Raw genomic sequence first — 21,154 nt, forward strand, 5'->3', positions numbered from 1 at the left:
TAATTTCTTAATTTAGAACGGATAATTTATACCAATATTTACAACCGACTTTGAAAAATTGAACTCTTTAAACCACTTTTCGTTCACTTCTTTAGCCGGATTGTAGGTTTTAAATCCTAAGTCGCCTCGAACTACAAATAGTCCAAAATCATACCGCAATCCAAATCCTGTTCCGACAGCAATATCATTTAATGACTGAAGAGAATCAAATGTTGAAGCATCGTTTTGAACGTTATCAAATATATTCCAAATATTACCAATATCACTAAACAAACCGCCATTAAGCTTGCCGAAAATATTAAATCGAAATTCTGCATTAAAACTTATTTTCATGTTGGCTTCATTGAAATCGTTAACGCCGCCACTACTTCCTGGACCTAAACTATATGGTTGCCATGCTCGATTATCGTTCGAACCTCCAGAAAAATAACTTCTAGAAAATGGTACACTATTCGAATTTCCATACGGAATAGCAATACCAAAAAAACTTCTAATTGCTACTACTTTTTTTCTGCTTAAATCCCAATGTTTAATGTATTCGAACTCTGTTTTAATGTATTGAGAAAACTCTACATCAAATATGGTATTGGCACCGTTTTGATTCTGCAACTGTTTTGACGCACGAGCTAAAATAGATAATAAATTTCCAGCAGATTCTATTTTGGTTCTAAACGTATTAAAATTATTATCGTTAACTCCTGTACTCGTTGTTCTAGAATAACTGAAACTTGTTGCAAAAATCAAATTGTTTTCTGTAAGTCGTTTACGTCGTTCTTCTATACTTCTCACCGTTCTTAAATCTTGAGACGAAACTTCAATACCAGCTGGATCAGACAACACATCTGATATAAAGCCGTTAGTACCGCTTTCAATGATTAAATTATTATTATTATCGAAATATTCTGTACTCGCATTATAATTATTTGCTAAAACATTTAGTGTATTGTAAGAGGATTTATAGATGTTAAAATAATTTCTGACATTCAAATTCTTAACAAACTGAATGTTTAATATGTCAAATCGTGCAGTTCTACCTCTTTTAGGAGTCCAATTGTAGGTCAATGCGCTGGTGAAATTTTGCTTATCAAGTCCAATATTACGTTGTTTGGCATATCCTACACTAAAAGTAGTAAAAGGAATCATGGTTTTTGGAATAATCTTATCGGTATTGAACGGAAGAAATATTCTCGGAAAATTCAACTTGGCATCGACACCAAATTCTGATATATTAAAGAAATTATTATTGGGATTATCCAACTGTCTTGATGAACCAATGTTGCCTCGAAAACCAATTTCAAAAGTTTCTGCACCATTGAATACATTATTTATTCCAACTGAAGTAGTTCCTGAAATACCAAAATCTTGAATGTTAGAATGTGTAAAATCGACCGAGGCATTGAACGTATATTTTTTTCTTGGTGTTAAAAAAATATTGGCAATTAATGAGTTTTCATCTTTTGGATCTACAACATATTGAATTGTGGGATAGTTAAAAACTTTTAGATTACTAAGAAATCGTGAAGTCAGCGTAGTACGAATATCAGAATATTTACTTCCAGGTGTTATGAATACAGCATCTGTAATGGCCCTTGGACGGTATTTCAGTTTATTTTCGCTATACAAGTTAAAACCATTATAAGTCACACTATCGCGCACATTAATCTGATTTTGAGTAGACGAATAATCGGTGAAAATATTAATTTTATTTACTTTATAAATTTTGAAAGGGACAGTAGTAGAAGTATCGTTAACACGAATATTTTGATCTTTGATTATTAGCTTTACATTGGGAGTTTTTCCTTTATCAATAGTATCCAAATTGAAGGTTATATAATTTGGCTGAAAAAAATAAACACCGTTATTTCTAAAATCGGTAGTAAGTCGCGCTCGTTCACTTTCAAAATCTTGCGTACTGTAACGTTGCTTTGGCTTTATAAACGAAAGCTCTTTTTTATTTTCGTATAACGAATCTAAAACTGGCGATTGAATGTCTCGAAACAGACTATCAATAATATACGGTTTACCTAGATTTATGGCATATTTTAAATCCAATTTCTTGGTCTTTGAAGTATCTACACTGTATGATGTTTTTACATCGAAATATCCTCGATTAAAATAATAGGCACGGAGTCGTTTAAGTGTTTTTTTAGTACTAATCGAATCAAATAGAACTGGCGGTTCACCAGTTTTCATCAGGAAATTATTAAATCCTGACACTGCAAATGATTTTCCTAATCGATCAACTTGCTTTTCTGATAAAACTGAGGTCAAAAACTTATGTCTATTGGGCTTTCTTTCTAACCAAGCTTGGTACGATGAATCTGATTTTTGCTTCGCTAAATTAAAAATATTCAAACGCAAACGATAGCCCAAAAAAGTAGTGTTGGGTTTTTGATACAATTGGTTTACTAAATCTTCTTCATTTTTTTTCTTCTCATCTACCTCAATAGCAACTTTTGTCAATAATCTTTTGGTAGAAGGAACTTTTTTAGTCGAATTACAAGCAACAATTATAAGTCCGATTAAAATAAATAATGATATTTTTGTAAAGCGTTTTTTCAATGGATGCAAAATTTAATTCAAAAGTACATTTTTTATGGTTAGTAAAAACCAAATTAAACTAATTACTAGTTTACAGCAAAAAAAATACCGTCAAAAAAACCAGTTATTTATTGCTGAAGGAGCAAAAGTAATTCAAGAATTATTAGAATCAAACTTCGTGCTAAACCATTTGTACGAAACCGAAAATTTGTTTTTTAACGTTTCTGAATCTAAAAAAACACGCATCACCGAAAACGAACTTAAAAAAATAACCTGTCTTGCAACTCCTAACAATTGTTTGGCACTTTTTGAAATTCCAAAATCTAAAGAACTACAAAACTCGGGCTTGATTGTTGCGTTAGACGATATTCGCGATCCTGGAAATTTTGGCACTATTATTCGCCTTTGCGATTGGTACGGCATCCAACAAATTGTGTGTTCTGAACAAACTGTCGATCTTTATAATCCCAAAGTAATTCAAGCTACGATGGGTTCTATATCCAGAGTATCTATTGCCTATGTATCATTAGAAGATTATTTTTCTAAAAACCAACTTCCGTTATTCGGAACCTTTATGGATGGCGAAAACGTATACAATAAGTTACTACCTCAATACGGAATTTTACTTTTAGGAAATGAAGCCAATGGAATTTCTGAAAAATTTGAAAAATATGTAAATCACAGAATAGCGATTCCGAGATTTGGCAATTTACAAAAAACCGAAAGTTTAAATGTAGCTACCGCAACTGCCATTTTTTTAAGCGAATTTAAAAGAAACTCTAATGAAATGTGAAGTTAATGAAGATTGCTCTAGTTTTCATTGCATCAACATTACCTGTCCAAGGACTATTAGGATCGTTATCGCGAATTAACTCGTCGCTGAGTCCAAAAACGCCTCTTATGGATGGAGAAAATTTGAAATATTCTGTGTACAAATCAATTCCGAATCCTATTTCATAATTGCTTGTCCATTGTTTTACTCTAAAACGTTGTTGCAAATTATCATCTTTAGATTTGGAATTACTTGACAAGTTTAATGCCGATGAAACTCCTCCAAGTAAATACGGACGAATGTTTCCAACTCGTTTAGACGAAAATTTCAATAGCAACGGAAAATGAATGTAAGTTGATTTTACTTCACGCAAAGCATCTAATTCGTTGGTAAAATTAGCATATGATAAATCTCTTTGAGTATAATACAATCCCGGCTCAAATCGTAGATTGATATTTTCATGCAAACGCAAATCACCAACCAAACCTACATTAAAACCGGTAACATTTTTTACTAAAATGTCTTGTCCTGGAACTTTGTAATCAAATTTAAAATCATATCTATTGAATCCTAAAAAATAACCCCAATAAACTCTTTGCTTATCCCAGTTTTCTAAATTAATGATTGGATCTTTACTGAAAATACCTTTGGTTTGTGCATGTAGCTGAAGACAAGAAACCAAAATAATAAGATAAACTATTTTTTTCATAGTGTAGTTCAAGGAGTGCAAAATTATTTTTTAGATGCTGTGTATATCGTGGCAACTCCAAAAGTTTGGGGCATTGCTACGACATCTATAAACCCAATTTTTCGTAAAATATTGTTTAAAACTTCTCCAAAAGGAAAAACCGAGGCTGATTCTGACAAATATCCATATGCTACATCGTCTTTAGAAAACAATTTACCAATTACGGGTAAAATGTTTTTAGTATAAAACTTGTACCCTTGTTTGTAAGGAGTTTTGGTTGGATTGGATGTTTCTAGAATTACAAATATTCCGTTAGGTTTTAAAACACGTAGAATTTCAGCCAAGCCTTTTTCTAAAGTTTCAAAATTTCGTATTCCAAATGATACGGTTATGGCATCGAAATGATTGTCTGGAAATGGCATACTTTCGCTATCGCCAATTACCATTTCAATCACGTTTTGCAGATTTTTTTCTAAAATTTTCTTTTTCCCTACCTCTAGCATTCCGGCAGAAATGTCTAATCCGATAATTTTTTTGGCATTAGTTTTGGTCATTAATATTGCCAAATCTCCAGTTCCTGTAGCAATGTCGAGTATATTTTCTGGATTTTTATCTGCTACTAACTTCAGTACTTTTTTTCTCCATTTGATATCGATTCCAAACGATATTACACGATTTAAACCGTCGTAATTTCCTGAAATAGTGTCGAACATTTGGGCAACTTGTTCTTTTTTACCTAAAGTAGAATCTTTATAGGGTGTAATATTTTTTGACATTGGGTTTTAGCTAATTTTTTTGAGTACAAAAGTACAAATTTTGTATCAATTTCAATTCTAATAGTTTGGTTGCTTTAAGACTATTTTTTCAAAGCTATAAATGATTTTTTGCACTAATTACATTCCCTACTTTTTATTTACACAAAAGTTCAGTAAACTTGGTTTGAAATTGGAATCTCCGATTTTTTAAAAGCAAATTGTATAAAAAAAAGGAATTACTATTGTTGAAAGACTCAAAAACTGACTTCAAATAATTACTTTATTTATTTTTTTATGAAGGTTTGAAATGTAAAATCGAATTGGTGTTTTTCGTCTTTTGGATGAAATTCTTCAGATTCCAACAGCCATTCTTGCGGATTTATTTCTGGGAAAAAAGCATCGGCATCGCAAGTTGTATGCACGCGTGTTAGCTCAATTTTATCAGATAAATGTATAGATTGTTTGTAAATTTCGGCGCCACCAATGATGAAAACATCTTGGTCTTGAGGCACAACTTTTAATGCTTCTTCAATAGAATTTACGATTATGCAACCTTCAGCTTTATAATTTTTATTTCTAGTTATAATTACATGTGTTCGATTAGGCAATGGTTTTGGGAAACTTTCAAAAGTTTTTCTACCTAAAATAATGTAATGTCCTGTGGTGAGTTGTTTGAATCTTTTAAAGTCGTCGGGCAAATGCCACACTAGTTGGTTGTCTTTTCCTAGTGCATTGTTTTCTGCAGCTGCAGCAATTTGGATTATCATCTTAAAGTTTGTTCTGGTTTTCGACTTCGTTTTTTAGTTTTTCAATTTTATTTTCTTGCATAGCAACCAGTCGGTTAATTTGTTCTCGCTCCCATTTTTTATTCATAAAACTGTCTGTAATAAAGACTTTTATAAAATGTAAAATGAATATAAAAACCCAAACTGTTATTGCCCAAATGTACCAATTGGTCGGTTCGCCAATATTCAACCATTTGTTGGTGACAAACATAAAAATGCTTCCTAGAAATAGTACTACAAAATGAAAATAGAGCTTCTTTTTTTGTTTAATTCTCTTTCTTGCATATTCGTACATTTCGTGTTGTTCGGTATTCATAGGTCAGGAATTTGATTTAAAGATACCAAAAAAAATTAAATTTCAAAATTTAACATTGGATATAATTTAGCGTGCAAACGTTTTCTGATTTTAATATTTTAAATTAAGTAGTTATATATTAAGAATATATGTTTTTTTTATGCTGGATTTTACTAAAACAATAATTCTGCATTACATTGCTAGTTCTTTTTGAAATATTACTTTACTTTGCGTCATTAATCTATAAATTAATTAGTTATGGCAGTTAAAAAACAATTTATAAAATCAAAGCCTGTTTGTAAAGTAACTTTCTCACTTGAAGCTAAAGAAGCAACATCAGTAGCAGTTATTGGAGATTTCAATAATTGGACACCAAGCGAAGGCGCATTATCTAAACAGAAAAATGGTACTTTTAAAGGCGCTTTTGATTTGGAAAAAGATAATTCTTATGAATTTAAATATATCGTAGACGGTGAATTTGTAAACGAAACAGAAGCCGATGGTTTCCGTTGGAATGACTTTGCTGGTGCTGAAAACAGTGTTTTGGAGGTTTAATAAAACATAAATTAAAAACCGATTTACAAAGTAGTAAATCGGTTTTCTTTTATAGTGTAAAGTCGAGTTGTATTGGAATTGAAAAGGAACAACGTACTCTACGTCCTTTTTGTAAAGCAGGTTTCCAAGGCTCATAGGTTGTTAAAACTCTTATGGCTTCTTTATCTAAATCATATCCTAAACCCGAAACTACTTTAGGTTCGGTTATTTGTCCGTCCTTATCTACAACAAACGTTAGTATAATTTTACCTTTCACTTTATTTTTATAAGCACTATTAGGCGCTTTAAAATTTTTGGAAATGTGTTTGTAAAAATGTTGCAATCCTTTAATTGGCTCTGGTCGAATCTCGAGTGTTGTATAGTGATTTTGCTCTCCATTTTCTTCAGTACTTACACCCGAAACTAAATCGCCGTTGGCATATATTTCTTCGTAACGATATTTATTTTTTTTAGATGCGCCATACCATTTACCCTCTTTGTAACCTTCTTTATAAGAACCACTTTCGGTGTAGTACTCATCTTCTGATGTAAATTGGCCAGTTCCGTTTACTACCAGTTTCTCTCCTTTTTCATTCCAGAAACTAATCATTTTATAATATCGTTGTGATTCGAAATCAGCATCAACATACTCTGATTCTTCTTGTTGTTTACCGTTTTCATACCACTTATAACTTTTACCAACAACTTTACCATTTAGGTAGTTAAAACTACTTTTTTTGTTTCCGTTTGGATAATAATTTAAAGTTTCTCCATGCAGTGTTTTCCCACTCGCATCCGAATAAGAACGTGCATACATCAATTTTTGTTGTTTGTCGAAGGCTTTTAAAATATATACATCAGGATTTGAATTGTCTTTTTCAAAAACTTCGTATTTATAATACGTTTCTTTTGAAGCTGGTTTACCCAACGAATCCAGATATTTTACATCAGAATTATTTTCTTGCGCAAAAACTGAAAATGATAAAAATAAAACTACAAAAAATAGATTTTTCATATGTGTAAATTTAAACTGCTACTGCACCTTTAATATGCGGATGCGGATCATACCCTTCTAAAGTAAAATCGTCAAAAGTAAAATCAAAAATATTTTTTATTTCTGGATTTAAAATCATTTTAGGAAGTGGTCTTGGTTCGCGAGATAATTGCAACTCAAGTTGTTCAAAATGGTTGTTGTAGATGTGTGCGTCGCCAAATGTGTGTATGAATTCGCCGACTTGCAAATTGCAAACTTGTGCAATCATCATTGTTAACAAGGCGTAAGATGCAATATTGAAGGGAACGCCAAGAAAAATATCTGCGCTTCGTTGGTACAGTTGACATGATAGTTTTCCATCGGCTACATAAAACTGAAAAAAGGCATGACATGGTGGTAAAGCTACTTTTCCGTTCTCTATATTTTCTGCAAATGATTTAGAAGTATCTGGTAAAACCGATGGATTCCAAGCAGAAACCAACATGCGTCTACTGTTTGGATTTTTCTTTAAAGTATCAATTAACTCGGTAATTTGATCAATTTCTTCGCTGTTCCAATTGCGCCATTGATGACCATAAACCGGACCTAAATCGCCGTTTTCATTAGCCCATTCATCCCAAATTTTTACGCCATTTTCTTTTAAATAGCCAATATTGGTATCGCCTTTTAAAAACCACAACAATTCGTAAATTATCGATTTTAGGTGTAACTTTTTGGTTGTAACCATTGGAAAACCTTCGGCTAAATCAAAACGCATTTGGTAACCAAAAACACTTTTAGTTCCGGTACCAGTTCGGTCTCCTTTTTGTGTTCCGTGTTCTAAAACATGTTTTACTAAATCGTGGTATTGTTTCACTTTGAAAAAGGTTTAAAAGATTATGAGTTTATAAGTTTAATTGGTTAGTAAATTACTGAATACTAAAAACTGACCACTAATTACTATTTTTAAGATTCTCTTTTAGAAATTTCGTCGCGAATTCGAGCTGCTTTCTCGTAATCTTCTTCTTGAACAGCCATTTCTAGAAATTCATGAAGTTCAGAGAGGCTGAATTTTTTATAATTGTTTTCTGAATTAGCCTCATCGTTTTCTGCCCCAAAAGTATCTGGTGTTGACAAAACTCCATCGTCATCTGCATTTTGATTTTCAGAATCTGTTTGGCTAGCATTAAGGTAAATTCCTGCTTTGTCAAGAATATTTTTGTAGGTAAAAATTGGTGCCGCAAATCGAAGTGCCAATGCTATTGCATCAGAAGTTCTTGCGTCTATAATTTCTTCTATTTTATCTCTTTCGCAGATTATACTTGAATAAAATACGCCATCGACAAGCTTATGAATGATTACTTGTTTTACCACGATATCAAAACGATCGGCAAAGCTCTTGAACAAATCGTGTGTCAAAGGACGCGGTGGCTTGATTTCTTTTTCTAAAGCAATTGCAATAGATTGCGCTTCGAAAGCTCCAATTACAATTGGTAATTTTCTTTCACCATCTACTTCGTTCAAAATTAATGCGTAAGCGCCATTTTGGGTTTGACTATAGGATATGCCTTTTATTGTTAGTTTTACTAAACTCATAGAGATTTTAGGTTGCTTATATTAGATTTTATGTGGGAGAATTAAAAAAGTTCTTACTAAAAAACTGATAGAAATTCAATACAAATTTTCGTTTAGCCCTGATTGCAACGGTAGCTCGCATTTTTTTCGCGACTACAAGTGGAAAGCAGGAATTGCCATTGCAAAGTAACAAAAAACTTTTGCTTCTTAAAATTGATTTACAAAAAAAAGCTACCTAAAATTTCTTTAGATAGCTTTCGAATTTGAGTTAGTTATATTTTTAGTTGTTGCTTGCCTTAAATTCTTCTAATTTTTGAGTTAATCTTGGCAAGATATCAAATGCATCACCAACAATTCCGTAATCGGCTACTTTAAAAAATGGCGCTTCAGGATCAGAATTGATGACCACTTTTACTTTAGATGAGTTGACACCAGCAATGTGTTGAATCGCTCCAGATATTCCTACAGCAACATATAAATTGGTTGCAACTGGCTTTCCTGTTTGTCCAACGTGCTCACTGTGAGGACGCCATCCTAAATCAGAAACTGGTTTAGAACAAGCGGTTGCAGCTCCAAGAACTGATGCCAAGTCTTCTATTAATCCCCAATTTTCTGGTCCTTTTAATCCGCGACCTCCAGAAACTACTACATCTGCATCGGCAATTGTAACTTTTCCTGTTGCTTTCTCTACCGATTCTACTTTTACTGAAAAATCTCCGTCATTTAATGTTGGCGCAAAATCTTCTTCAGATAATGATGAAGCGCTTTCTACCAATCCGTAAGAATTTTTAGCTAACGAAAGTACTTTTACATCAGTAGAAATTTCGGTAATATTGAATGCTTTGTTTGAAAAAGCCGTTCTTTTTACTTGAAATGGTGTTGTAGCAACTGGCAATCCAACAACATTAGAAGCAAATCCAGCTTCAAGCCCAACAGCTACAAGAGGTGCAAGGTATAAACTGTCGGTTGTTGATGAAAGCACAATTACTTTTGCTCCTTCTTTTTGTGCCGCTTGTTTTACTACATCGGCATAAGCCTTGGCAGTGAAATTGGCTAATTTATCGTTAGTAACTTTCAAAACCTTGTCTACTCCGTATTTTGACAATTCTGAAACATCCGAAGCGTTAACAGTTACTGCCGTTACAGTTGTGCCAAGAGATTCGGCTACTTTTTTTGCATATGAAGCTAATTCAAAAGCTACTTTTTTGAATTTACCTTCTGCTGATTCTGCATATATTAATAATGACATAATTTTTTTATTTTAAATTTTGAATTATAAATTTTGAATTAATTTAAAATTCAGAATTTATAATGTATAATAATTTTTAGATAACTTTCGCTTCGTTATGTAAAGCACTTACTAATCCGTCTAAATCATCGGCAGAAAATAATTTTACCGCTGATTTTGGAGCTGGTTTTTCAAATTTTACTGCTTTGGTCTCAATTGATGCTTCAACTGGCTCAAGAACCGTTAAAACTTTGGTTCTAGCAGTCATGATTCCTCTCATGTTTGGAATTCTAAGATCTTTTTCTTCAACTAATCCTTTTTGTCCACCAACAATTAATGGTAATGATGTTGAAACCAATTCTTTACCACCGTCGATTTCTCTTGCTGCTTTTGCAGAAGTTCCGTCAATTGTAAGTTCGGTGCAAGAGTTTACAAAGTTGTAACCCAATAATGCAGCTAACATTCCCGGTACCATTCCTCCATTGTAATCTAATGATTCTTTTCCACAGATAATTAAGTCATAATTTCCTGTTTTAATAACTTCTGCCAACTGTTTTGCCACATAAAATCCGTCAGTAGCTGGTGCATTAACACGAATTGCTTCGTTAGCTCCAATTGCTAGTGCTTTTCTTAAAGTTGGTTCAGTATCAGGTGTTCCAACATTTACAACGGTTACATTTGCTCCTTGTTGCTCCTGAAACCAAATTGCTCTTGTTAATCCAAACTCATCATTCGGATTGATAACATATTGAACACCATTTGTATCAAATTCAGAATCACCGTTTACAAAGTTAATTTTGGAAGTAGTATCTGGCACGTGGCTGATGCAAACTAATATTTTCATTTTATATATATTAAAAGATTTTTCAGATTGTAAAAGTATAAAATATATTTCTAATATTTGTATGCACGCATACTATTTTTTTAAAAAATTGCAGTATTATATCGATTTCGTAGCTATACTTAAAATCATCGCGTCATATTTAACTTTTGTTGAAATAAAAAAACAAGGCAGCAACATCGATTATTTACAGTTTAATATGTTTTTTTATCATTTTTAATTTTTATTTTTGCATTTCAAAAATCTGAAGTAATACATAGTTTATATGAGAACGATACAATTTAGAGAAGCAATCTGCGAGGCAATGAGTGAAGAAATGCGCCGCGATGAGTCAGTATATTTAATGGGTGAAGAAGTTGCCGAATATAATGGTGCTTACAAAGCTTCAAAAGGAATGCTTGACGAATTTGGTCCAAAAAGAGTTATTGATACTCCAATTGCTGAATTAGGTTTTGCTGGAATTGCCGTTGGATCTGCCATGAATGGTTGTCGTCCAATTGTTGAATACATGACATTCAATTTCTCGTTGGTTGGAATTGACCAAATTATAAATAATGCTGCCAAAATGCGTCAGATGAGTGCTGGACAATTTCCTATGCCTATGGTTTTTCGTGGACCAACAGCTTCTGCAGGACAATTAGGAGCTACACACTCGCAAGCATTTGAAAACTGGTTTGCCAATACTCCAGGTTTAAAAGTTGTAGTACCATCAACTGTTTATGATGCTAAAGGATTATTGAAAGCCGCAATTAGAGATAACGATCCAGTTATTTTCATGGAAAGCGAGCAAATGTATGGCGATAAAGGAGAAGTTCCTGAAGAAGAATACATCATACCATTAGGAGTTGCTGATATTAAAAGAGAAGGTACTGATGTTACCATAGTTTCTTTCGGTAAAATTATTAAAGAAGCTCATATTGCTGCAGAGGAATTGGCTAAAGAAGGTATTTCTTGCGAAATTATCGACTTAAGAACAGTCCGTCCGATGGATTATGATGCAATTATCAAATCCGTTAAAAAAACCAACCGTTTGGTAGTTTTAGAAGAAGCTTGGCCTTTTGCAAGTGTGGCTTCTGAAATTGCATTTATGGTTCAAGACAAAGCTTTTGATTTTCTTGATGCACCAGTACAAAGAATTACAACTGCCGATACACCAGCGCCCTATTCACCTACCTTGTTAAAAGAGTGGTTACCAAATGCTAACGATGTTGTTAAAGCTGTCAAAAAAGTAATGTACAAGTAATATAATCTATTATATTTGAAGCTTCATCAGAGAAATTTTGATGAAGCTTTTTTTTTCTAAAATTTCACGGACTTTACAACTATGACTAAAAATAATTTTTTTCTAATTTTTGTAGCATTACTGTTTTCAAATTTATTTTTTGCACAAACAAAAGTAAGTGGTATTGTTATTGACAAAACCAAACTTCCTGTTCCTTATGCTAACGTAATTTTTAAAGGAACTAATGTTGCTGTAAATACCGACGAAAATGGAAGATTTTATCTTGAATCAGATAGTACTTATACTGTTTTGGAAGTATCTTTTGTTGGCTATAATACCAAAGAAATACAACTAACAAAATCTGTAACTTACGACATGAAAATCATCTTGTCGGAAGGTGAAGTGCTTAATGAAGTATTGGTTTACAGCGGAAAAACTTCTAAAAAAAACAATCCAGCTCTAGATATTCTTAGAAAAATTTGGGAACGTAAACGTAAAAACGGTCTCAAAATGTTCAATCAGTACCAATATGAAAAATACGAAAAAGTAGAATTCGATTTAAATACAATCGACAGTGCTTTCATGAAACGAAAAGTTTTTAAAGGAATGGAATTTGTTTTTAATAAAGTTGATACCTCAAAAATTACTGGAAAAACCTACCTACCAATCTTCATAAACGAGTCCATATATGATGTATACGGTGATAATCAATTAAAGAAAGTCAAAGAAATCATTAAAGCCAATAAAAATTCTGGTCTTACAAATGGCGATGGTGTTAACACTTTCATTAAAGATTTATACAACGACTACAACATTTACGACAATTACCTCAACTTTTTTGACAAGAGCTTTACAAGTCCACTTTCTACAACAGGTATCGACGTGTACAATTATGTTTTGCGCGACACCGCGTTTATTGATAACAAATGGTGCTACAACATTGTATTTTATCCACGCAGAAAAAATGAACTTACCTTTAAAGGAAATTTTTGGGTAAATGATACCACATTTGCTATAAAAAACATTAACCTTACTGCTTCTAAAAGTGCCAATATTAACTGGGTAAAAGAAATCTATTTAGAGCAAGAATTTGAAGTTCAAAATGATTCTGTTTTTCTTTTAACTCGAGATTATATGATGTCTGATTTTGCTTTAAATAAAAAAGAAGCATCCAAAGGTGTTTACGGAAAACGAACCACATTAACCCGAAACCATAAATTCGACCAGAAGAAAGACGAGAAATTTTACAAACAAGAAGTAAATTATATCAACAACGAAGCCTATAAGAAAGACGATGAATATTGGGCTACCAACCGATTCGAGAAACTCAATAAAGACGAAGCAGGTGTTTACAAAATGCTTGATACGCTAAAAACAGTAAAAAAATTCAAGCAACTGTATAACTACGTTTCTATTTTAGGAAGCGGATATGTTGAAATCGGAAATTTTGACTATGGACCCATATTTTCAACCATAGGAAACAATGATGTTGAAGGTTTGAGACTTCGAGTTGGAGGTCGAACCTATTTTGGAACCAACGATTTATGGCGCATTCAAGGGTACACCGCATACGGCTTTAAAGACGACAAATTCAAATACGGAATATCAGGAAAATGGATGGTCGACAAAAAAAACCGAATCATTGTATCTGGAGGAAACCGTCGCGATGTTGAACAAATTGGAGCAAGTTTAACCACCACCAACGACGTTTTAGGTCGTAGTTTTGCCTCATCAGCATTATTTACATCAGGTAGTAACGGCAAGCTTACCAACATCAATTTAAGCACAATTGCAGTCGAAATTGAACCCATAAAAAATCTAATATTCCAAGTTGGCTTTTCCTATAGAACACTAGAATCAGCATCATCTGTATTTAGCTTAGATTATTACACCGATTCATCATTAACAACAACTAAAAGCGAGGTTAAACAAGCGGAATCCAACATTCAAATAGACTATACTCCAGGTAAAAAAAATATTGGTTACGGAGTTGAGCGTCGCGATGTAGACAGTCCGTACAGCCGCTTTTTCATCAATTACAGTTCAGGTTCTAAAGGACTTTTCAATAGCGATTTCGACTATCAAAAATTGCAATTATATTATAAGCAACCCATTATTATTGGTCCTTTAGGTCGAACCAATATCACCATGGAAGCAGGAAAAACATTCGGAACAGTACCTTTAGGACTATTAAGTGTTGTTCCTGGAAACCAAACTTATTTTGTAATAGGAAATACCTTTAGCAATTTAAATTTTTACGAATTCGTAGCCGATCAATACGCAACATTCGTTTGGGATCATAATTTTAACGGACGCATTTTCAGCAGAATCCCTTTCTTGAAAAAATTAAACCTACGCGAAATCATTGGTGTTCGTGGAGTTTACGGTACGGTTTCAGATCAAAACAAATTAATAAATGCATCAGGACTAGTTTACAAAGCTCCAGAAAAACCATACTGGGAATACAGTGCCGGAATCGGAAATATCTTCAAAGTATTTCGCATCGATTTTGGATGGCGAGGCAACTATCGTGATCTTCCTGGCGCCAACAATTTTACAATCAAAGGCGAATTTGGTTTCTACTTCTAGAAGCAACTTCCAGCTGTACATTGCAAGAATTTATGAAAAAATGGCAATTTTGTAAAAAAGTAAAAAGAGCTTCCAAGGTCGCTTTTTTACTTTAACAAAATTTGCCATTTTTTCATAAATTGCTTTCCATTTCCATCTGGGCTAAACCCTATACTATGAAAGACGCTATCGAATATTTATCACAATCCGATTCAATATTACACAACCTACTCATAAATTTTGGACATCCAATAATACAAAAAAGAGAAGAAGGATTTGCCTCCATGTGTCATATCATTTTAGAACAACAAGTATCAATTGCATCGGCACAAGCCTGTTACTCTAAATTACAAAATTATTTCGGCATAATTAATCCACAAGCACTACTTAATGCTACCGATTTAGAACTAAGAAACTGCGGTCTTTCACGCCAGAAAATTACGTATCTCAAAGACCTAGCTCATAAAACAAGTACCAAACAAATAGATTTTTCAAGCTTCACGACCAAAACCGAAGAGCAAATTCGCGCCGAGCTCATTACCATAAAAGGAGTTGGCAATTGGAGTATCGAAGTATACTTAATGTTTTGCCTTCAACTTCCCGATATTATTCCACTTGGCGACATAGCCATTAAGAATACCTTAAAAGAACTATATCAATGCCAAACTAATGACGAAATGACAACTATTTCCAACAACTGGAAACCTTTCAGAACCTTCGCATCCTTTACTATTTGGCATTATTACCTAAAAAAGAGAGGCAAAATTTAAGAATACATTAAAAGTTGCAATTAAATTACAATTTTATAACTTCAATACATTGTAAAACCTTACTATTTACGTACTTTTGCAGTCCGAAAATAAAGATTAAAAAAAGAAAAATGACAGCAGATAAAGTAAAAACATTTGATGTTTTAGTTGAAATTCCAAGAGGAAGCAGAAACAAATACGAATACGATTTTGAATTAAAAAGAATGCGCTTCGACAGAATGTTATTTTCTTCGATGATGTATCCAGCAGATTATGGATTTATTCCAGAAACTTTAGCCTTAGACGGCGATCCATTAGACGTTTTAATTCTTGTAACCAAACCTACATTTCCAGGTTGCGTAATAGAAGTTAAACCAATTGGAGTTTTTCACATGGCAGATGATAAAGGTCCAGACGAAAAAATTATCTGTGTACCCGTTTCTGATCCAAATTGGAATTCATTAGAAGATTTATCCGATATCAATGCACACCTTTTAAAAGAAATCGAACATTTTTTTGAAGTATACAAAGATTTAGAAAAGAAAAAAGTAGATGTACAAGGTTGGGGCGATGTAAAAGAAGCACAACGAATTATTAAAGAATGTGTCGACCGATTTGATGCAATTGAAAATAAACCACAAGGATTGTTTAGCATTAAATAATAAAAAGTATAATAAATTAGCAAAAAAGCAATATTCTAACAAGAGTATTGCTTTTTTATTTATATTCGTTTTGTTACATTTACAAAATATTAACAAAAACCAAATTTTATATTTATGGATTCATTTATGATTTATGTGCCAATAGTTATGGCAGTATTAGGTTTGCTTTTTATGGCTGCCAAAAGATCTTGGGTATTAAAACAAGACGCAGGCGATGGAAAAATGAAAGAAATTTCAGATTACATCTATGAAGGCGCCTTAGCTTTCCTAAAAGCCGAATACAGATTATTAGCAATATTTGTAGTTTTAGCAAGTATTGTTTTAGCTGGAATTTCATTTATAGTTCCAACAACACATATATTAATAGTGGTAGCTTTCGTTTTCGGCGCATTTTTCTCAGCATTAGCTGGAAATATGGGAATGAAAATCGCAACTAAAACCAATGTTAGAACAACACAAGCTGCGCGTACAAGCTTGCCACAAGCATTAAAAGTTTCTTTTGGTGGTGGAACTGTTATGGGATTAGGAGTTGCGGGACTTGCAGTTCTTGGTTTAACAGGTTTCTTCATCCTATTATTTCAATATTTCATGAAAGGTGTTTGGACTTCTACTGAAGACATGACTATCGTTCTTGAAACACTTGCAGGTTTTTCTCTTGGAGCAGAATCTATTGCGCTTTTCGCAAGAGTTGGTGGTGGAATTTATACCAAAGCAGCCGACGTTGGTGCTGACTTAGTGGGTAAAGTTGAAGCGGGTATTCCAGAAGACGATCCGAGAAATCCTGCTACAATTGCAGATAACGTTGGAGATAACGTAGGTGACGTTGCCGGTATGGGCGCCGACTTATTTGGTTCTTACGTAGCAACAGTTCTAGCAGCAATGGTACTTGGTAATTACGTTATAAAAGATATGGGCGGAAGTATTCAAGATGCTTTTGGCGGAATCGGACCAATTTTATTACCAATGTCAATAGCTGGTTTCGGAATTTTATTCTCTATTATCGGAACAATGTTAGTGAAAATTTCAAGTGATGATGCTAAAGAAGCTCAAGTTCAAAAAGCATTAAATATTGGAAACTGGGTTTCTATCGTTTTAACAGCAGTTGCTTGTTATTTCTTAATCGATATGATGTTACCAGAAACTATGAAAATGTCATTCTTTGGTGAAGGATTACAAGAAATTTCTTCAATGAGAGTTTTCTATGCTTCTTTAATCGGATTATTTGTTGGTGGTGCCATTTCATCAGTAACTGAATATTATACAGGTTTAGGTACAAAACCAGTTTTGGCAATTGTACAAAAATCATCAACTGGCGCAGGAACAAACGTAATCGCTGGTTTAGCAACGGGTATGATTTCTACTTTTCCAACAGTCATTTTATTTGCAGCTGCAATTTGGTCAACTTATGCATTGGCTGGTTTCTATGGAGTTGCTCTTGCTGCTTCAGCAATGATGGCTACAACAGCAATGCAATTAGCAATCGACGCGTTCGGACCAATTTCTGATAATGCAGGTGGTATTGCTGAAATGAGCGAATTACCTAAAGAAGTTCGTACAAGAACCGATATTTTGGATTCTGTTGGTAACACAACGGCTGCAACTGGAAAAGGTTTCGCAATCGCTTCTGCTGCCTTAACATCGTTAGCATTATTTGCTGCTTACGTAACATTTACAGGAATTGATGGTATTAATATTTTTAAAGCTCCAGTACTAGCAATGCTATTTGTTGGAGGTATGATTCCTGTAGTTTTCTCAGCATTAGCGATGAACTCGGTAGGAAAAGCTGCAATGGATATGGTATATGAAGTTCGTCGTCAATTCAAAGAAATTCCAGGAATTATGGAAGGAACTGGAAAACCTGAATACGGAAAATGCGTAGAAATTTCTACAAAAGCGGCATTACGCGAAATGATGCTACCTGGTATTTTAACCATTGGTTTCCCAATCGCAATTGTACTTTTAGGAAAATTAGTTTATGGTGATAACAACCAATTGATTGCTGAAATGTTAGGTGGTTATATGGCTGGAGTTACTGTTTCTGGTGTACTTTGGGCTGTGTTCCAAAACAATGCTGGTGGCGCTTGGGATAATGCTAAAAAATCGTTTGAAGCTGGAGTTATGATTAATGGTGAAATGACTTATAAAGGTTCAGATGCACACAAAGCTGCTGTAACCGGTGATACAGTTGGTGATCCATTCAAAGATACTTCCGGTCCATCTATGAATATTTTAATTAAACTTACGTGTCTAATTGGTTTAGTAATTGCACCAATTTTAGGAAATGGAGTTCATTCTGATACAGCAAAACCAATGGCATCTTGTTGTTCAGAAATGTCTGCAGAATGCAAATCAATGTCTAAAGAAGAATGTATTGCGAAAGGTTGCACTAGCAAAACTTGCGAGCACATGAACGAAACAACAACTGAAGTTAAAAAAGAAATTACGAGCGAAGTTGCTATAGAAAAAGTAAATGTTGATGGTAAAGTTACTGCAACAATCAAAACAACCGGAGCAAACGGTACTTCAAATACACAAACATTTGAAGGAACTGAAGCTGAAGTTTCGGCAAAAATTGAAGAATTCAAAAAGAAATAAGTTTTACTTTTTATAATTATAAATGCCTTACGAAAGTGAGGCATTTTTTTATGGTTTTTTATGTACATTTATCCAATCCTTTTTACTTTTATATATGTCTAAGAAACTTTTTTATTTATTGCTTTTTTGGGTCAGCCTCTCGTTTTCGCAGGATCAATTACCTATTATTCCCAAGCCTTCATCGGTTGATTTACTATCAACAACTTTCAAATTAAGTACGGAAACTGTGATTCAAACAAAAGACACCACATTATTTGAAGTTATCTTTTTAAAAGAGGCAATTAAAAAACAAACCGGTCTAGACTTAAAATTAACAACAAAAAGCCAAGATAAAAGCAAAATTGCGATATTCATAGAAAAAGATGAACTAGCGTATATCCAAAATAACGAATATCATTTAAATATAGGAGAAGACTTTATTTCAATGTCTTCTCAAGAAAGAGAAGGTATATTTTATGCAATTCAATCCTTAATCCAGCTTATTCCTGCAAGCTTTTCAAATGAAATAGAAATACAAGGTGCGATGATATATGACCAACCAAAATACGCTTGGCGCGGAATGCATCTCGATTGTGCTCGACATTTTTTTCCAAAAGAGTTCATCAAAAAATACATCAATTATCTCGCCATGTACAAAATGAATACCTTTCATTGGCATTTAACCGACGATCAAGGTTGGAGAATCGAAATTAAAAAATATCCAAAACTTACCGAAGTTGGTGCTTACCGAAATGGCTCTATGATTGGACATTACTCCGACCAAAAATTTGATAACAAACGCTACGGCGGATTTTACACTCAAGAAGATATTAAAGAAATTGTTGCTTACGCAAACCAACGGCACATCACCATAGTTCCAGAAATAGAAATGCCTGGTCATGCAGTTGCGGCATTGGCAGCTTATCCAGAATATTCGTGTACTGGCGGACCATTTCAAGTTGGAAAAATATGGGGAGTTTTAGACGATGTATTTTGTCCAAAAGACGAAACTTTTACTTTTTTAGAAAATATTTTATCTGAAGTTATCGCTTTATTTCCATCGAATTACATTCACATTGGCGGCGATGAATCTCCAAAAGTGCGTTGGAAAATGTGTCCGAATTGCCAAAAAAGAATCAAAGACGAAAACTTAAAAGACGAGCACGAATTACAAAGTTATTTCATTCAACGAATTGAGAAATTTGTAAACTCTAAAGGTCGAAAAATTATTGGTTGGGACGAAATTCTCGAAGGCGGATTGGCTCCAAACGCCGCGGTAATGAGTTGGCGCGGAACGGAAGGTGGCATTGCAGCTGCGAAGCAAAATCACTTTGTTGTAATGTCGCCAGGTTCGCATTGCTATTTCGATCATTATCAAGGCGAACCAAAAAATGAACCAATAGCTTTTGGCGGATATACAACAGTGGAAAAAGTCTATTCTTTTAATCCAACTCCAAAAGAGCTTTCAACTGAAGAAGCCAAATATATTTTAGGCGCTCAAGCCAATCTTTGGACGGAATATATAGAAACACCAAGTCATGTAGAATATATGATTTTTCCAAGAATGTTAGCTTTGTCTGAAGTGGTTTGGGGAACTTCAAATTCAGAGAAATTTGCAGATTTTCAAAATAGAATGCTACAGCATTTTGATATTTTTGACAAAAAAGGAATCAATTACAGTAAATCGATTTTTGAAATTACTACAAAAGTAAAACCTTCTACTACTGGAGACGGAGTTCTATTCGAATTAAAGTCGGCTACTAATTCGAACGGAATTCGATACACAACCGATGGTTCAACTCCAAATTCAAGTTCAATTCCATATTCCAATCCAATAGAAATCACGAAAGGTCAAACCATAAAAGCAGCTTTGTTTGAAAACGAAAAACAGAAAAGTGCAGCAATAGAGCAACGATTTTATTGGAGCGACGCTGTAGGAAAAACAATTACTTTGCTCAATCAACCACATGAAAATTATAGTATCGGTGGCGCATTAACTCTAGTTGACGGAATTATTGGAAACCGAAGTAAATTTGGTCGCGATTGGTTGGGTTTTTCAGGTAAAGATTTGAATGCAACTATTGATTTAGGCAAACCACAAACTATAAATAAAGTCCTGCTTTGCGTTTTAGAAAGTCAAGGAAGTTGGATATATTTTCCAAAAAAGATAGAAGTTTTAATTTCAAATGATGGGCAAAATTTTGAAAGTGTTTCCCAACTAAATTCATCAGAAATTAACGATGTAAAAGGTGAAGTTGTGTTGGAAATTAAAGGCAAGAAAGCTCAATTCGTAAAAGTAATTGCAACTAATTTAGGTAAGATATCAGATGGAAATCCTGGCGCAGGTTCGGATGCTTGGTTGTTTGTAGACGAAATTGGTGTCGAATAAAAA

The 21,154-nt window shown here is 33.6% G+C and carries 18 protein-coding genes; 8 read left to right on the forward strand and 10 right to left on the reverse strand.

Going from position 1 to position 21,154, the window contains the following annotated elements:
• Positions 1–12 precede the first annotated feature (12 nt).
• Positions 13–2,562, reverse strand: coding sequence for a translocation and assembly module lipoprotein TamL (gene tamL, locus ACZ098_RS05060; protein WP_487310653.1), 2,550 nt, complete (start codon positions 2,560–2,562; stop codon positions 13–15).
• 34 nt (positions 2,563–2,596) lie between these two features.
• On the opposite strand from tamL, the gene ACZ098_RS05065 reads away from it, so the two are divergent.
• Positions 2,597–3,334 (forward strand): TrmH family RNA methyltransferase, encoded by a 738-nt coding sequence (locus tag ACZ098_RS05065; RefSeq protein WP_487310654.1) that lies wholly within the window; start codon positions 2,597–2,599, stop codon positions 3,332–3,334.
• Here the strand turns inward: ACZ098_RS05065 and porT are convergent.
• From porT to ACZ098_RS05085, 4 genes are all read right to left on the reverse strand, one after another.
• Positions 3,321–4,022, reverse strand: a complete 702-nt coding sequence (porT, locus tag ACZ098_RS05070) for a type IX secretion/gliding motility protein PorT/SprT (protein WP_487310655.1) — start codon at positions 4,020–4,022, stop codon at positions 3,321–3,323. The genes ACZ098_RS05065 and porT overlap by 14 nt on opposite strands.
• Positions 4,023–4,045: 23 nt before the next feature.
• Positions 4,046–4,777: a bifunctional demethylmenaquinone methyltransferase/2-methoxy-6-polyprenyl-1,4-benzoquinol methylase UbiE gene (ubiE, locus tag ACZ098_RS05075; RefSeq protein ID WP_487310656.1), complete on the reverse strand. Its 732-nt coding sequence runs from the start codon at positions 4,775–4,777 to the stop codon at positions 4,046–4,048.
• A gap of 263 nt (positions 4,778–5,040) precedes the next feature.
• On the reverse strand, positions 5,041–5,523 hold the full coding sequence (locus tag ACZ098_RS05080; protein WP_487310657.1) for a dihydrofolate reductase: 483 nt from the start codon (positions 5,521–5,523) through the stop codon (positions 5,041–5,043).
• Between the two features lies 1 nt (position 5,524).
• Positions 5,525–5,857, reverse strand: a complete 333-nt coding sequence (locus ACZ098_RS05085; RefSeq protein WP_487310658.1) for a 2TM domain-containing protein — start codon at positions 5,855–5,857, stop codon at positions 5,525–5,527.
• A gap of 237 nt (positions 5,858–6,094) precedes the next feature.
• Here ACZ098_RS05085 and ACZ098_RS05090 point away from each other — a divergent pair, with 237 nt between their 5' ends.
• Positions 6,095–6,391 (forward strand): isoamylase early set domain-containing protein, encoded by a 297-nt coding sequence (locus tag ACZ098_RS05090; RefSeq protein WP_487310659.1) that lies wholly within the window; start codon positions 6,095–6,097, stop codon positions 6,389–6,391.
• A 49-nt stretch (positions 6,392–6,440) separates the two neighbouring features.
• Here ACZ098_RS05090 and ACZ098_RS05095 read toward each other — a convergent pair whose 3' ends face one another.
• From ACZ098_RS05095 to ACZ098_RS05115, 5 genes are all read right to left on the reverse strand, one after another.
• Positions 6,441–7,385 carry a TonB family protein gene (locus ACZ098_RS05095; RefSeq protein ID WP_487310660.1) on the reverse strand — a complete coding sequence of 315 codons (945 nt, stop codon included), beginning with the start codon at positions 7,383–7,385 and terminating at the stop codon, positions 6,441–6,443.
• A gap of 10 nt (positions 7,386–7,395) precedes the next feature.
• Positions 7,396–8,220, reverse strand: coding sequence for a thymidylate synthase (locus tag ACZ098_RS05100; RefSeq protein WP_487310661.1), 825 nt, complete (start codon positions 8,218–8,220; stop codon positions 7,396–7,398).
• Between the two features lie 89 nt (positions 8,221–8,309).
• Positions 8,310–8,939 (reverse strand): bifunctional nuclease family protein, encoded by a 630-nt coding sequence (locus tag ACZ098_RS05105; protein ID WP_487310662.1) that lies wholly within the window; start codon positions 8,937–8,939, stop codon positions 8,310–8,312.
• A 259-nt stretch (positions 8,940–9,198) separates the two neighbouring features.
• Entirely contained in the window at positions 9,199–10,167 is a 969-nt protein-coding gene (locus ACZ098_RS05110) for an electron transfer flavoprotein subunit alpha/FixB family protein (RefSeq protein ID WP_487310663.1), read from the reverse strand.
• Between the two features lie 76 nt (positions 10,168–10,243).
• Positions 10,244–10,990, reverse strand: a complete 747-nt coding sequence (locus tag ACZ098_RS05115) for an electron transfer flavoprotein subunit beta/FixA family protein (protein ID WP_487310664.1) — start codon at positions 10,988–10,990, stop codon at positions 10,244–10,246.
• A gap of 262 nt (positions 10,991–11,252) precedes the next feature.
• Here ACZ098_RS05115 and ACZ098_RS05120 point away from each other — a divergent pair, with 262 nt between their 5' ends.
• The 6 genes from ACZ098_RS05120 (at position 11,253) to ACZ098_RS05145 (ending at position 21,151) form a co-directional block, all read left to right on the forward strand.
• Complete coding sequence (locus ACZ098_RS05120; protein ID WP_487310665.1) at positions 11,253–12,230, forward strand: pyruvate dehydrogenase complex E1 component subunit beta; 978 nt, start codon at positions 11,253–11,255, stop codon at positions 12,228–12,230.
• Between the two features lie 81 nt (positions 12,231–12,311).
• Positions 12,312–14,798 carry a DUF5686 and carboxypeptidase-like regulatory domain-containing protein gene (locus tag ACZ098_RS05125; protein ID WP_487310666.1) on the forward strand — a complete coding sequence of 829 codons (2,487 nt, stop codon included), beginning with the start codon at positions 12,312–12,314 and terminating at the stop codon, positions 14,796–14,798.
• 155 nt (positions 14,799–14,953) lie between these two features.
• Positions 14,954–15,547, forward strand: coding sequence for a DNA-3-methyladenine glycosylase family protein (locus tag ACZ098_RS05130; protein WP_487310667.1), 594 nt, complete (start codon positions 14,954–14,956; stop codon positions 15,545–15,547).
• 110 nt (positions 15,548–15,657) lie between these two features.
• Positions 15,658–16,188, forward strand: coding sequence for an inorganic diphosphatase (locus tag ACZ098_RS05135; protein WP_487310668.1), 531 nt, complete (start codon positions 15,658–15,660; stop codon positions 16,186–16,188).
• A 114-nt stretch (positions 16,189–16,302) separates the two neighbouring features.
• Complete coding sequence (locus ACZ098_RS05140; protein ID WP_487310669.1) at positions 16,303–18,783, forward strand: sodium-translocating pyrophosphatase; 2,481 nt, start codon at positions 16,303–16,305, stop codon at positions 18,781–18,783.
• A 94-nt stretch (positions 18,784–18,877) separates the two neighbouring features.
• Positions 18,878–21,151, forward strand: a complete 2,274-nt coding sequence (locus ACZ098_RS05145) for a glycoside hydrolase family 20 protein (protein ID WP_487310670.1) — start codon at positions 18,878–18,880, stop codon at positions 21,149–21,151.
• The last annotated feature ends 3 nt before the right edge of the window (positions 21,152–21,154 follow it).

This window comes from Flavobacterium sp. SP2 (assembly GCF_057626655.1).

Excerpts from the sequence above, each read along its gene's own strand:
- ACZ098_RS05065 (WP_487310654.1), top strand. The coding sequence starts at position 2,597 with ATGGTTAGTAAAAACCAAATTAAACTAATTACTAGTTTACAGCAAAAA.
- porT (WP_487310655.1), bottom strand. The coding sequence starts at position 4,022 with ATGAAAAAAATAGTTTATCTTATTATTTTGGTTTCTTGTCTTCAGCTA.
- ubiE (WP_487310656.1), bottom strand. The coding sequence starts at position 4,777 with ATGTCAAAAAATATTACACCCTATAAAGATTCTACTTTAGGTAAAAAA.
- ACZ098_RS05080 (WP_487310657.1), bottom strand. The coding sequence starts at position 5,523 with ATGATAATCCAAATTGCTGCAGCTGCAGAAAACAATGCACTAGGAAAA.
- ACZ098_RS05085 (WP_487310658.1), bottom strand. The coding sequence starts at position 5,857 with ATGAATACCGAACAACACGAAATGTACGAATATGCAAGAAAGAGAATT.
- ACZ098_RS05090 (WP_487310659.1), top strand. The coding sequence starts at position 6,095 with ATGGCAGTTAAAAAACAATTTATAAAATCAAAGCCTGTTTGTAAAGTA.
- ACZ098_RS05095 (WP_487310660.1), bottom strand. The coding sequence starts at position 7,385 with ATGAAAAATCTATTTTTTGTAGTTTTATTTTTATCATTTTCAGTTTTT.
- ACZ098_RS05105 (WP_487310662.1), bottom strand. The coding sequence starts at position 8,939 with ATGAGTTTAGTAAAACTAACAATAAAAGGCATATCCTATAGTCAAACC.
- ACZ098_RS05110 (WP_487310663.1), bottom strand. The coding sequence starts at position 10,167 with ATGTCATTATTAATATATGCAGAATCAGCAGAAGGTAAATTCAAAAAA.
- ACZ098_RS05115 (WP_487310664.1), bottom strand. The coding sequence starts at position 10,990 with ATGAAAATATTAGTTTGCATCAGCCACGTGCCAGATACTACTTCCAAA.
- ACZ098_RS05120 (WP_487310665.1), top strand. The coding sequence starts at position 11,253 with ATGAGAACGATACAATTTAGAGAAGCAATCTGCGAGGCAATGAGTGAA.
- ACZ098_RS05125 (WP_487310666.1), top strand. The coding sequence starts at position 12,312 with ATGACTAAAAATAATTTTTTTCTAATTTTTGTAGCATTACTGTTTTCA.
- ACZ098_RS05130 (WP_487310667.1), top strand. The coding sequence starts at position 14,954 with ATGAAAGACGCTATCGAATATTTATCACAATCCGATTCAATATTACAC.
- ACZ098_RS05135 (WP_487310668.1), top strand. The coding sequence starts at position 15,658 with ATGACAGCAGATAAAGTAAAAACATTTGATGTTTTAGTTGAAATTCCA.
- ACZ098_RS05140 (WP_487310669.1), top strand. The coding sequence starts at position 16,303 with ATGGATTCATTTATGATTTATGTGCCAATAGTTATGGCAGTATTAGGT.
- ACZ098_RS05145 (WP_487310670.1), top strand. The coding sequence starts at position 18,878 with ATGTCTAAGAAACTTTTTTATTTATTGCTTTTTTGGGTCAGCCTCTCG.